This window comes from Verrucomicrobiota bacterium, from assembly GCA_027622555.1.
Lineage (GTDB): Bacteria > Verrucomicrobiota > Verrucomicrobiia > Opitutales > UBA2995 > UBA2995.
On record JAQBYJ010000126.1, the window covers coordinates 1 to 14,442 of the forward strand.

The 14,442-nt window shown below is 49.4% G+C and carries 8 protein-coding genes; all 8 read left to right on the top strand.

The window, feature by feature from the left end; translation table 11 throughout:
* Positions 1–2,215: alkaline phosphatase D family protein (locus O3C43_21510; protein ID MDA1069072.1), on the top strand; the 2,215-nt coding region annotated here is incomplete at its 5' end.
* Between the two features lie 187 nt (positions 2,216–2,402).
* A complete protein-coding gene (locus tag O3C43_21515; GenBank protein MDA1069073.1) occupies positions 2,403–5,675 on the top strand; it encodes a TonB-dependent receptor plug domain-containing protein in 3,273 nt (1,090 codons plus the stop codon).
* A gap of 457 nt (positions 5,676–6,132) precedes the next feature.
* Positions 6,133–9,645 carry a TonB-dependent receptor plug domain-containing protein gene (locus O3C43_21520; GenBank protein ID MDA1069074.1) on the top strand — a complete coding sequence of 1,171 codons (3,513 nt, stop codon included), beginning with the start codon at positions 6,133–6,135 and terminating at the stop codon, positions 9,643–9,645.
* A gap of 132 nt (positions 9,646–9,777) precedes the next feature.
* Positions 9,778–10,782, top strand: a complete 1,005-nt coding sequence (locus tag O3C43_21525; GenBank protein MDA1069075.1) for a hypothetical protein — start codon at positions 9,778–9,780, stop codon at positions 10,780–10,782.
* Positions 10,736–11,785: a hypothetical protein gene (locus tag O3C43_21530; GenBank protein MDA1069076.1), complete on the top strand. Its 1,050-nt coding sequence runs from the start codon at positions 10,736–10,738 to the stop codon at positions 11,783–11,785. Before O3C43_21525 ends, O3C43_21530 begins: the two co-directional genes overlap by 47 nt.
* Complete coding sequence (locus tag O3C43_21535; protein ID MDA1069077.1) at positions 11,773–12,774, top strand: hypothetical protein; 1,002 nt, start codon at positions 11,773–11,775, stop codon at positions 12,772–12,774. Before O3C43_21530 ends, O3C43_21535 begins: the two co-directional genes overlap by 13 nt.
* 21 nt (positions 12,775–12,795) lie before the next feature.
* Complete coding sequence (locus tag O3C43_21540) at positions 12,796–14,127, top strand: tripartite tricarboxylate transporter substrate-binding protein (GenBank protein MDA1069078.1); 1,332 nt, start codon at positions 12,796–12,798, stop codon at positions 14,125–14,127.
* A 2-nt stretch (positions 14,128–14,129) separates the two neighbouring features.
* A partial coding sequence (locus O3C43_21545) for a tripartite tricarboxylate transporter permease (protein MDA1069079.1) occupies positions 14,130–14,442 on the top strand: 313 nt, incomplete at its 3' end.

Below are 14,442 nucleotides of genomic sequence, written 5' to 3' on the forward strand. Positions count from 1 at the left end.
GATGAACTGGCAGCTGTCAGATGGGCGGATCGAGTGTACGCATGGAGGTCTGGTAAATGAGGTGCATGCCTTAACGCATCAGCTTGTTGAGGGGGATGGAGATTTTCAAATGCGGGCCAAGGTAGGCTTGATGGATCGGATGGCTGTCTCCGCTAATGGGGTTGTTTTTGCTGGATTCAAATTTGGTGCGGTGGGGCATAGAAACGATTACCGTTCGAATATTTATTATGATATCGAGTCCGGATTTGCCGAAGAACTGATGCAGGAACTACCTTTGCAGGCGGGCATTACTTCCGACGGTCGGCTCGTAATAAACTCCAGGTATTCCGACCCAGTCCTATCTCCTGATGACCTAAAAGAGTGCCAGATAAATCTCGAAGTTTCCTATGCTGGAAATGTGGCCACCATTCGTCTGACGGTGGATCGTGCAAACGGTGAAACCGCTACCCTGGAATCGCAAGTGGAACGCGAATCATTGGTCGGAAATGTGGCTCTCGCTTGTCATCCCTTAACTCGAAAGCCGAGAAAGCGCCACGATCACAGCGATCCCGATCATGCCACGTTCTGGTTCTCCGATTGGTCGGTGAGCGGCAACAAGTTTAAGTCTAATCCTGAGCAGACTTACGGCCCCATTCTTTGGACCCAATATACGCTGGATAATCAAATCCTTAAATTGATGGCCTTTTTCGTTCCGATGGAAGAAGAAGCAAGTCAGGTCGCCAAGTTGCAAACGCGGTCAAACGGGAAATGGAATATTGTCGCTGAAAGTCTCATAGATCCGTTATCGCTCACCGCAAATTTCCGGGTTGAGAACTGGGATGACTCCGTCGATCAGGAATATCGTGTTATTTATGAATGGAAATCTGTGGATGGATCAGAGCTTGCCCAATGGAGTGGAACCATCCGAAAGAATCCCAAAGACAAAGATAGCATCGTCCTGGCAGGCCTCACCTGCTCACACGCTGAACTGTTTCCAAATCGCTTCTTCGAGGAGAACCTATTGGAGCAGAATCCTGATATACTCTACTTTGCAGGTGACCAGGTCTACGAGACTTGCGGTGGTTATGGTATTGTCGTTGCTAAAACCGAATCGGAAGTACCACGTGCGACCTTAAATTACCTGGGTAAATTCTGGCCCTTGGGTCTCAGTTTTCGCGAACTACTAAAAGATCGGCCGAGTGTTATGATTCCGGATGATCACGATGTGTACTCCAACGATCTTTGGGGCAAGGAGGGCGCTGCCATGCCAACGGATGCGACCGGGGCGGATCTGCGATGTTTCGGTGGTTATCGGATGCATCCCGAGTGGGTGAGGATGGTGGAGCACACTCAAATGGGTCACCACCCGGACCCCTTCGACCCAACGCCAGTACAGCAAGGTATCCAAGCCTATTATACCAGCCTCGATGTCGGCGGTGTCAGCTTCGCCCTGATCAATGATCGCAAATTCAAGTCGGCGCCCGGCGATGTGATTGATGCCATGGAACCGCTTTTTAAAATGCGGGGGGAGCGGAACCTACCCTTGTTGGATGTCATAGAGGAGGAAAATTTCGATACCACCACCTTGGATCGCGATGACTTGCAGTTGTTAGGGAAACGGCAACTGGACTTTCTTCGCCAATGGGGATCGGACGGTAAAAAACTGCGGGCGGTATTATCCCAATCGCCCTACTGCCAACCGCATCATCTTATGGTGGCCGACTTCGATTCCAATGGCTGGCCTCAATCAGGACGTAAACGCGCTTTGGAAGTTATTCGCGATGCCAATGCGGTCATGATCCATGGCGATCTGCACTTCGCGACTCTGGTACAACAGGGTATCGACGATTGGGAAGACGCCGGTTGGTCATTCACGTTGCCCGCACTGATAACCGGAACTCGTCGTCTCTGGACACCAAAAGTAGATGGAGAAAACAGACAACCTAGTATGCCCGACTACACCGGGCGCTTTCTTGATGGTTGGGGAAACAAAATCACCATGTGGGCGGCAGCCAATCCCTTTAGTTTCTTAATTGAAGATGACTACGAAGGAGAAGGAAGGGCGACCCTCGACTATCTCCGTAACAAGGGCCTCGGCTACGGCATCGTTCGCTTTAACAAGGCAGAGTTTACCGTGACTTTCGAAAGCTGGCCGGTGTATGGAAGATTCAAAGGAGCACAGGCGCACGAACAACATCCGGGTTTTCCCAAGACCGTGAATATTTCATTTGATTAACCAAGGGAAACTTCCGCCGGGATTTTTATTTTCTCCTAAATTTTGAACAGGAGCTAACTACTGGTAAACGTGTTTAGCACAATCCCCGTTGATTACATAACGCAAATGAAGTTCATAGAATGGGAGATACTCCAATCAACCTCTAACATACTCCAACAATGAACGAAAATACCCCCGTATTTGGCGTATGGTCAAATGCTTTCTCGCGCTTGCTTTGGCAAGCTCCCCCGGACTATTTGCCCAAAACGCTTCACGGGAAGATGACAATATTTACGAGCTTAATCCTTTCTCAGTGCAGGAAAATGAAACGGTTGGGTACCAAGCTACCACCACCCTGGCAGGTACCCGTATTAAATCGGAATTGAGAGACATCGCCGCGTCGATCAGTGTCCTGACACAGGAGTTTATCGAAGATACGGGTTCTACTAATATTGCAGATTTGCTCGTTTATGCGGTTGGTATGGAAGTCGATGGCATCAATGGCAATTTTACTTCCGCTACTGAAACGGGAAACTTTGGAACATTTGAATTTACCGAAGTTGCACTGACCAATCAAACCACCACGCGCGTGCGGGGCTTAGCCAATGCCGACCGGACGCGCAATTACTTCGGGTCCATCATCCCATTGGATACTTACAATGTGGATCGCGTGGATATAAATCGTGGGGCGAACAATATCCTTTTTGGCTTAGGTAGCCCTGCCGGAATCGTCAACCAGGGCCTTTCCCAACCTTTGACTGTGGATCGCAATCGATTAAGACTTCAAACAGATGACAACGGGACATTACGTGGCTCGTTTGATTTCAACCGCGTATTCGCTGACGAAAAAGTACGGCTTCGCATTATGGGCCTGCACAATGACCAAAAGTTTCAACAGGATCCAGCTTACCAGAAAGAACAACGCATATTTGGTGCGTTGGACATCAATTTGACAAAGACCACCTTGTTAAGGATAAATGCTGAAACAGGTGATATGACCAGCACTCCGCCCGTGAACGGTCCACCTCGGGATCGTTTCACCAATTGGTGGAACCTGGGCAAACCCATACTGGTTAAAGGTCAGGATTTTCGTGACCGCCAGGCCGGTTTGGCGGCTCAAACCATTGATGGTACTCCTTTGCCGGGAGCGACCACTCCTTTAATCGTCTTTGATGGCCCAACCCCGAATATTTCTCTTACGCCGATTCCATCCAACCCCATGCCTCTGGCAGATCTGGACCTTGCCAATTTCAATGCGGTAAATCCCGCTCGGCAAAGAAACTTTTCGCCCATGTTTACCACCATGAACGACGATGCCCGGAGGATTCGTCTGGCCGGTTCAGGGCTGCCTGGAGATTTGTTTGTAAGCAGTCCTCAGATTCAAGACGCATCGGTTTTTGATTTTCGCAATCAGCTGATGGATGGAAGGAATACCAAAAAGTGGCACGATATTGAAGCTCACAATATTTCCCTGCAGCAGACTTTTTTCGATGGAAATGCGGGGATCGAATTGTCCTATGACAAGCAGGAATTCGATAGTGGCTGGTTTAACCTCATCGATGGAGGCTTTCGCAATTCGTCGATAAATATGGACATCAATGAAACTTTTACGGACGGCACAGCTAACCGCAATATTGGACGCCCTTTCATCTCAGGTATGCCTGAATGGAGTAAAAGCACGGAAGAGCGGGAAACCAAGCGTGCGCTGCTCTATGCCAATTTTGATGCAAAAGAACATTGGGGAGCTATCGGAAAGTGGTTGGGTGAGCATACCTTCACCGCCCTTTTTGAAGAGAATTTTCAGGACGAGATGGCCTATGGTGGACCAGGTATGGCTATGGAGCACGCCTATGGGTTAGCCTCGGGCATGAGTGTCGCCCAAGCCAAGTACGATGGTGCCCTGCGCACCGGGTTCTGGCAATATCTTGACGCATCTAAAAGTTCTTTTATCGGAGAAAGCAGCCCCTCTGGTGCCCATATAAAGAAATTCGGCGACTATGTTGAGTTTCCCAGTTCGATTGATGTCTTATACATTGATAGCGATAAAAGGTTTGCCCGCGGAAATTTTACTGTGCTCAACTGGGAAGATAGCCAGGATACCTTAACTATAAATTCCTCGCGATCGGAGATAGAAGTTAAATCCACGGTTTTCGCCCTTCAGAGCAAGTTTCTATCCGACAATCTGATAACCACCGTGGGTTGGAGAAAAGACAAGAATAAGAAATGGGTCGCAGGTGCTCTGAATGGTACGGAGTTCGAGGATGCCTTGGGAACGCATGATCTCAGCGGTCTGACCATTGATGGTGACGACTTGGTGATTGATATCGAGGACGAGACCTTTAGTTGGGGTGCGGTTTACCATATCCCGGAATCCATATTGTCGAGAGACACGGGTATGGGTGTGAGCTTTAACTACAACGAGTCGGAAAACTTCAATCCCAATGAAACTCTTCCAAGTCCTGTTGGAAGTTTTGGGACTCAATTTTCTCCTCCTTTTGGTGAGAGTAAAGATTATGGTGTCACCCTCGAACTCATGGATGGAAAGTTCTTCGTCAAAGGAACCTGGTACGAGACCAATCAGAATCTGAGTCCAGATCCAGGTCCGGCAAATCCCTATAATTGGTACTTTAGAAATATTCCCACCTCTGTGTATGCATGGAACTCAACCGCTGACATTGCGGCATCAGGCTGGGAATTGCCGATTCAAGCTGTTCAAGATGCCTATGGATATCAGTTCAGAGACGATCCCGATAGACCGGGATTTAGAATTCTGGAAACAGAAGCCATTGGGGCGGGAGACGTTACTCAAACCATCTCGGAAGGATTTGAATTGGAATTACTTTACAATCCAAACAGCAATGTGCGGCTGTTTTTCAATGCTGCAAAACAGGAAGCTATTAAAACCGGAATTGCTCAGACTGCCGGTCCTGAGATCGAGCGCTTACACACCGCTTGGAATAAACCTGCTATACTGGCTCTCCACGACCGGGAGCCAGGAACCGGCATTAATGAACAGGATACGATCGTAACTCGTGTTGTGCAACAGATCTCTGTTCTCCGAAGCCTGGTGTCCCAGAATGGGAAACTGAGTGATGAACTTCGCAAATGGCGCGCCAATCTGGGTGGTACCTATTCCTTCTCGGAAGACACAGTTCTGAAAGGTTCTTCCTTGGGCGGCGCGGTACGCTGGCAAGATGCGCCGGTTATTGGTTTTCCTATTATTGTTGATTCGGAGCTCGGGCCCATTCGCAATGTGGACGAACCTATCTTCGGAAGCTCGGAGTACCAGGTTGATGTGTGGCTCCGGCATAAATGTAAAGTATTTGATGGTAAGGTAAACATGACGCTGCAGTTGAATATCCGTAATGTTCTTGATGAGGATGACCTTATCGATGTGAGAATAAATTATTCAGGCTTACCCAATATCGTTCGTTTCAATGAGGGACGACGTTTTGTCCTTAGCTCGACGTTTGATTTCTAGGACAGGCACTTGCTAATTGAAGTGTCTATCGGGTTCGAACGTGTTTGAAAATTTCATGTGATAGGGGTCGCATCGTCTGAAATTCAGGATTGCTCGAAAGTTCGATAGTTGAATTTGACGGGAAAATGACTATGCCTGTGCCGAAGGAAAAGAAGCAAAGAAAAGTCCTCTCCGTACATGGACAAGTCGTCGATCAAGTTGGCTTCGCCATCATGGTTATGGAGTGGAGTTCTTTATTCAATTACTATGACTGAATTACCCCCGCTTGCGGGTTGATATTAATTTCTGTTAAACGCGTTTAGCAATGAGTCTCTTGTTTTTCTGTCAAAATGATTCTGAATCGAATGCATTACGCTTTGAAACGAACTTCGATACCTTAATAAACACCTAGAACCAATGGTATCGGTCCGTTCCAAATGGCGGTAACTTGCTTATTAACAACTCCAATATGAACATCATGAACGTTTTATTTACTACCAATAAACGAAGTTATTTCTCTATAGTATCCAAAGGCCTACTTCTCCTTGTCCTTTTATTTTCAGCGACTCTCCGAGTAGCAGCTCAGAATGAAGACGATGAGGTTTATGAACTGAGTCCTTTCACAGTCGATGAAACCGAAACCCAAGGCTATCTGGCTACCAGCACGTTGGCAGGAACTCGGATCAAAACCGATCTGAAGGATCTCGGATCAGCTATTTCTGTTGTCACTTCAGAGTTTATGGATGACATCAGTGCCACTGATGCACAGACGCTCTTGTCCTATACTTCCAATACCGAAGTGGGAGGTTCCCAAGGGAATTTCACCGGAGCGCAAACCAGTAATACGGGCCGTTTTTATGACAATGATGCTCGAACCAACCCACAAAGGAACCAGCGTATTCGTGGATTGGGTGAGGCAGATTTGACCCGTGGATATTACCTTACGGACATTCCTTTCGATAGTTACAACACGGATCGTGTGACCGTAAGTCGTGGTCCGAATTCTCTCCTTTTCGGTATAGGTAGCCCAGGGGGAGTTATTAATAATTCTACCAAACAGGGCATTTTAAACAGCGATTTCGGCGAGATCAGTATTCGCCTGGATAACTACGGCAGTTGGCGCGCTGTGATGGACTTCAATAAAACGTTGGTGGAGGACCGTGTTGCCCTGCGAATCGCGATTCTTGAGGAGAGTCAGGAATTCAAACAAAAGCCTGCATTTGAGGATCAAAACCGTTTTTATGCTGCTCTAAACGTGGTGCTATTTAAGAACGAGGGAAGTGATGCTTTCGATGCTACTCGATTCAGAGCCAATTTCGAGAGAGGAGAGCGCAAAGGTTCTCCGGTGGAAGTTATCCCACCTGCGATCGCATATGAAGGTTGGTTTGAGCCAACTCCCTCCTCCATATCGCAATACACCGGTGCCACACCTGCAGCCAATGTTCGCTCTCCCAGCGAGGGTGGCACTTGGGAGTTTCAAGCGTTGCACGATGATCCGCTGGGAACCCAGGCCAATGAGTCCAAAGTGGGCACCAATGTACATCCGAGTAATTTTCGACATGTCGGTATTTACTATCCAGGACAAGGCGCAGCGGCGAGTGTGGGCCTTCCCGGTTCCAATATCCAGGGTTACACGTCTCTGATTCCCTGGAGAGCCGGGTCGGGTGATACCTTGGACAGCACTGGTCTTGCAGGAAGTCCGGTCGCGGCCGGTTTGCCTGGTACCACAAGAGTAAATGATTTCCGGGAGTTTGCCACCAACAGCCCATACTCGGAATCCTATGCCATTGGTTTTGCGGTGCCTACCCTACAAAACACCGATGTGTTCGATTACCGCAACAAAATGTACACAAACGGATACGACATGGCGGTACGAGATTTCGAAGCCAGAAATTTCACATTGGAACAAAACTTTTTTAATAATATGGCGGGTATTGAGATCGCCTATGATGAACAAAGTTATCAAACAGCGCAGGACTTTCTTTTTGCAGGAGGAGAGGCGCACAGTTCCAGAGGACCCTATGATGTCTATATCATGAATTCAGTCTACTTGCCGAATGGGCAGCTCAATCCGAATTTGGGCCGGGCTTTTACAGCGAATGCCGGAACCCAGCAGCAGTATGCAGAAGTGGATCGGGAGACCTTCCGTATTACAGCCTTTGCCAAGGTGGACTTTACGGAGAACGATGGATTTTTGGGATGGTTGGGACGTCATGCTCTTACCGGTCTTTACAACGATCACACGACGGACCGCCACTCCTGGGAGATGAAAGACGGGACTGGCAGTGACGATTTCTCTATGGATTCAGCGATGCAACACCAATTAGGTGGAGGTCGTCGAAATACCAATCTAACGGTCTTTACCAGCGACAATCTAATTGGAGTGCAATCTATGGACGATGTCCGTCTATATCCGATTGATTTTCCCAGGCCTAAACCGGGAGACACATTTGAATATTTGTATGTAGACACCACTCCCCTTAGCAATTCAACGAGTAATGGAATTTTGGACCGCAGCTTAAAGACCGGCACCATTTATACAAACAGTTGGTTGTATAGTGAAAACTTCAGTCAAAACAACATCGAAGCCAAAGCCTTGGCTTTGCAAAGTTACTTTTTGGATGACCATATTGTGGGACTCTATGGTTGGCGTGAAGATGATACCACGAGCTTTGCCAGAGCTAACGCGGCTGAAGCAGGAGTGCCTCAAACGTTGCCAGATTTGACTTTTAATCCTGATTTTGCCCGACTTTCCACCACACCATCTTTGGCCGAATCGGGAGAAACGACTACCTGGAGCCTAGTGGGTCGCTATCCAGAAGTCTTGTTCGGAGAGTTGCCCTTTAATCTGCAGGTTCATTACGCCGAATCGGAAAATTTCAATCCAATCGGTCTTCGCAACAGTCCTCTGGGTATGTCTATCGGCCAACCCACAGGTACGACGGAAGAATATGGGTTTCTGATTTCCACTGATGACAACAAATATTCGATTAAGTTTAATTGGTTCACGACAAAATTGGTGAATGTGAATACGGACCCGGCGCTCACTACCAATTTCGCGAACCACGTGGTAGGCAGAATTAATGCTTACCGCGATGCACAACAGGGGGGGCATACCTGGGAAGATGAACTCGCTTGGGTGAACGGTCCCGTGGAAAGCTATCCCCACAAAAGCTTCGAAGACTTTTATACCGCATCCTTGGCCACCATTCCTCCGGCTTTAGCTGCAGTTGCCAATCCAAGGCAGGTAGATGATGATGGAGATGGAGAATGGGACCGATACCAAACGGATGCTATTCCCAATGTTCAGTCCACCCAGGATCGAGTGGCGGAAGGTTTCGAAGTTGAAATGGTCGCTAATCCCACTCCTTCCTGGCGGTTCATGATGAACATCAGTCAGCAGGAAACCGTACAGTCGAATACGGCCTCTGTGTTGTCAGGCTTGGCTGAAGCTTATGTTTCTGCCGTTACATCTTCCCGGCTGGGGGAAACTGAACAAGATGGATCTCTGGGAGCTGATTCCGAAGCTTATAGTGTGTCCTTGTTGGGCGGACTGCTTGCACCGATTCGAGGTGCGAAAGCCCTGGATAATACGGTATCGAACGAACAGCGCGAATGGCGTGTTACTGGTGTTACCAATTATGAATTCGTGGAAGGGTTCCTGGATGGATTCGGTATCGGTGGAGCCATCCGTTGGGAAGACGAAGCAGCGACCGGTTACGTATACCAGCTCGAGCCGGAGAGTGGAGTCCCGGTTCCCGATGTAACCAGGCCCTACTTTGATGATGGCTTATTCAGTGGTGATCTGTGGTTCAGCTACGGGAAGAGACTCATGGACGATAAGATTGACTGGAGCATCCGATTGAACATCCGCAACCTTGTAGGAGAGAGCGGCGACATCCCGGTCAAAACGAATCCCGATGGTCGGGTGGCTGTGGTACGCATCCCCAATCCAAGGACCATCTATCTTTCCAATACATTTAAGTTCTAAGTTCATTGTTTGTAGTTGTTTGTTTGTTAGGTTCTATTAGCTCCGGATATCGGTAGTTCGTATCCTGAGCTACTTTTTAAATCGGTAAATGCATTGTTTTCTCCCCTATGTTTTTTCCAGATACCCATTAGAATGATTGGAAAAGTTTCTATTTGCTCGATCGCCGCAGTGCTCTTGTGTAGCGGTTCAGTCAGGTCGGCCGTTCCCCAGGATGACTCATCCGACCTTGGTTTAAAGGTCCTTCAATGTGATGTTCAGTTGGAACCGCCAGCTTGGGCATTGTATGAACGGCAATTGATCGAGGCGCTCAACCAGGCGGGCATCGCTTTCTACGATCAATATGTCGAGGACGATGGCACCCTCACGTTCAAGGAACGCTACGAAGGTGGTATGAATTCTTCCGACGACATTTATGAGGCATTCCGGGGATTCTCCCTGTTTACCGCGCTGGGAGGCTCGGACGAGATCGACAAACGTCACCGTTTCGTGTGGGAAGGAATCACCAAACAGTTTACTCGCTATGGCCAGATCTACCGGGAGTTCGATTCCAATTGGGATTGGATGCACCACGGTGAAGGTTACGTATCTCTCTACCCCATGGGCATGGTGGAACCCGGCGACTCCTTATTCAGAGACCGGTCTGTTCGCTTTGCAGCCATGTTTATTGGCGAGGATCCGGAAGCCCAGAACTGGGACCCAAAACTGAAGCAAATGCGTGCGGTTATGAGCGGCAGCCGTGGCCCACTCATGGAATGGACCAAACGGGATTGGACACCGACCAACGGAAACCTGGTATACTACCCGTTACCCTTTCAGGATATCCCGGGGGTCGATGCCACCACCGCCTGGATCAACGACCATCCGGACAACGATCAATTTGCAAAACTCGTCAAGGGCATGAGCGACCGCATGGCCAAGGGAGCCGTTCCTATAAACCTGACTTCTACGCCGCTGATCGCGAACGCCTATCTATACACCGGCGACAAAAAGTATGTGCAATGGGCAACCGATTACCTGCACAGGTGGGAAAAACTGACCGAGCAGAACAACGGCATCACTCCCGACAATGTCGGTCTCTCGGGGAAGATCGGTGAATACACCGGCCACTGGTGGTTACTATGGCTGGGTCTGGCCTAGTGGATCGCATATTATACGAGCTGAATTGACCGCCGGGAAGGTTGCCACCTTGTTGAGCGGAGATACACGTTGGATGAACCTGGCAAGGAGTCAGGTAGCTCTGCTCAGGAGCAAAGGCTTTATTGACAATGGAGCTTCCATGGATCCGGCAGAACTACGGAAGAGAAACGTGAGCGAACGAATGATAGACTCGATCCGTGAAGGAATTCCTGTTGTCCCTCGGCGCTATGATGAACGCGGTTGGTATCACTATAATCCGGAGGAAGCTTATCCCTATGTTAACATCTGGTATTTTTCTCAAGAACAGGAGGATTGGAGCCATATCGAGCGTCTTGCCGAAGTCCAAAAAAAGGTAGATGGCAAAATAAGAGATGCAGATCTTGAGTGGGCTTATTTTGTTAAAGGTCGTAATCCGGGTTATGCTGAACGCGCATTTAGTGAGGATCTCCAGATTATTGCACGCAAGGTAGGACTCATCCAAGACGAGCATGGCGATCCGGAAACTTGGGTGGACAATAAATGGATCAATTCCGATCCCATGGTTACCCGTAGCCTGAATCGCTTTTCGACCGGTGGCATACCCGTCGATGTCCGGGGTGAAATGCTGTATTCCCAGGTGCGTTATTTCGACGGCCAGCGCCGGCGGTCCGGTCTTCCACCCGATGTGGCCGCACTCGTTTCGCGTATAGAACCTGATTGGATCGAGCTGGAGATTATCAATCTCAATGTCACCGAAAGCAGGCAACTCATCATCCAGGGAGGTGCCTACGGCGAGCATCAATTTATTTCGGTAGAACATGATCAACGGGCCAAAAGACAAAGGCCAACCGGCCAACCCAATCCGCGGCATAGCAGTGCCGAGGGTACAGAGACCCGGGATATGAAGGAAATAAACGCCAGCGCTTTTACGGTGAATCTGGCCCCCGGAGCAGGATCGAAACTGCGCATCTATCTCAAGCGCTACTCCAATAAACCCAGCTATGCATTTCCATGGACGCGCTAAGACTTTTGAAAATTCTCAGCCTGCTTGGGGCAGGGCTCTTATCCAATCAAATTCTCGTCGCCCAAATGGGTTCACCCGGACACGGGGAAACCCAGGCTATCGCTCTGCATCCGACCGATCCGATGATCCTTTATGCCGGAGCAGCCAAAGGCCTTTGTAAGACCACCAATGGAGGACAAGATGACTGGCCCACCTATGGACTGGGGACCTATTCTCCAAGAGCTATCGTGGTAAGCACGAGCAATCCTGACCTGGTATATGCCGGAACACACGAGGTGGGCGTCTACCGATCACTCGACGGAGGCCTGAGCTGGGAAGCGGTCAATGAAGGCATTACCTTCCGCGAAATCCGTGCCATGGTCATTCATCCGAAAGATGACCAGATCGTTTACGCCGGGACCAACGGGGGTGGTGTTTTCAAAACCACGAACAGAGGTAACTCCTGGAAGGAAATAAACCGTGGGCTGTTAGACAAAGTGGTCCGCGCTCTGGTCATCGACCCGGAACAACCGGATACCCTTTACGTCGGTACCTGGCACGGAGTTTATAAAACTACGGATGGAGGCAAAAACTGGTCTGCCAATCCTCTAGGGCTATATGATGTCGATGTACGCACGCTGGCCCTGGATCCTTCGAATCCGAAAGTCATTTACGCCGGGACTCAGCCACGTGGAGTGTTTCGAAGCATGGATGGAGGAAAAACCTGGAAGGCAGGTGCCAAACCACTGACCGAATTCATTGAGTCCATGGCAATCGATCCCGCGAACCCAAGCCATGTCTATGTCGGTACTCGAGCAGGTGTTTTTGTTAGCACTGATAAGGCGGATACGTTTGAATCCGCTGGGTTACGTTGGTCGAATATGGCCTGGACCCTGGTCTTTGATCCTAAGACCAATCCTCCTACGCTTTATTACGGTGGAGTTGGCGGCGTGCTAAAAACGACTACACGCGGATTCCAATGGGAAGTTACCGGACCGGTAAGGAATTAGGCTTCCTCGGCCTTATCTCGAATGACTCAGGTTCAACGAAACGTTATTAAGCATTCGCTCATTTGTGGGCTAATTCTTTTAGCCATCTTTCAGTTTCTTAAGATCGGATCGTACCGGGGTGATGAATACCCCAGGAAACCTATTCGAGTGGTCGTGCCGTTTGCTCCGGGAGGGGGTTCGGATACCTTTGTCCGGATCGTGCAAAAGGCGATCAATGACTACGAGTTGATGTCCCAACCTTTGGTGGTGGTAAACAAGCCGGGTGGGGGAACTTCGATTGGCAGCAGCTATGTTAAAGACGCCCGGGCAGATGGCTACACCGTGCTCTGTTTGCACGAAGCCTTGATGGTCGCCAAATCCACGGGGCAGTCTCCTAACGGACCTGACGACTATGACGTGGCTGCAGCCACAGGGGAGTTTGGCGAGGTGGTGCTCGTTTCGGAAGCGTCTCCCTATCAATCCCTGGGTGCGTTGATGGAAGCCGCCAAGGAGTATCCCGAAACTTTGAAGTTTGGCTTAAACCTCAATACGCCGTCTCATTTTTCTGCCATCATGTTGGAGAATACGCTGCCCGGTGCCCGATTTCGATTCGTTGCAACGGGTGGGGGAGCTCATCGTTTGGCGGGTGTCATGGGAGGACATCTGGATGTGATTATTTTGTCGGTCGGTGAATATGTTCGTTTCCAGCAAAATGGATTAAAAGCCATCGCCTACCTGGGAGAAGAGCGTATTGCCACAATCCCGGATGTCCCGACCGGTGAGGAGTTGGGCTTTCCGGTTTATAGTGCCAATCTTCATTACTGGTGGTTTCCGAAGGGCACGGATTCCGAGATTGTCGATTACTTTGCCGGGGTCATGGGAAAGGTGATGGAAACAGACTACGTCCAACAGCGTACCGGCGAATTACAAATACTTCCCCGGATCATTGTGGGTTATGAATTGCATCAGCGTATAGAAAGCCAGATGAAAGTTTTTGATCAAATAAAGCCGGAAAGCCGCGTTGAGCTTCCGGATTTTACGCTGTGGACACTGGGATCGGTTGCCGTTTTTAGTGTGATTGTATTTGGAAGGCGATTGGTTGCGACTGGCTCTCCAGCTGCAAAAGAAAGTAAACAGGGATTACGCTATGATTTTGCATTCGGTACCCTGGCTATGACGGTTGTCTATGTGCTGCTGATGGGGCTTGGGTTGCTATCCTTCGTGTGGTCGACCATTGTGTTCATCTGCGCGAGTGGCCTCTTTCTCACGCGTTTCGACAAGCGGAAGTGGGTGTCCATTTTGGAAGTGGCCCTACTTATGTCCTTCGGTCTCCACTACATTTTCACTCAACTATTCACCATTGATTTGCCGTAGAGATGGAAGCGTTTCAATCAGCATCTGTCTACCTGTTTAGTACCCAAGGAATTCTTCTGGTGGTGATTGGAACTGTGCTGGGAATTACCATGGGAGCGATTCCGGGCCTGACCGGTGCCATGTTGATCGCACTGACCTTGCCTCTGACGTTTAACATGGATCCCATCAACGCCTTCATTCTGCTCATCAGCATGTATGTGGGTGCAGTTAGTGGAGGGCTGATTACAGCTACCTTGTTGCGCATGCCAGGTACTCCGGCTTCCATCATGACCACACTGGATGGTTACCCCATGGCTATGGCTGGTCGGCCGGATC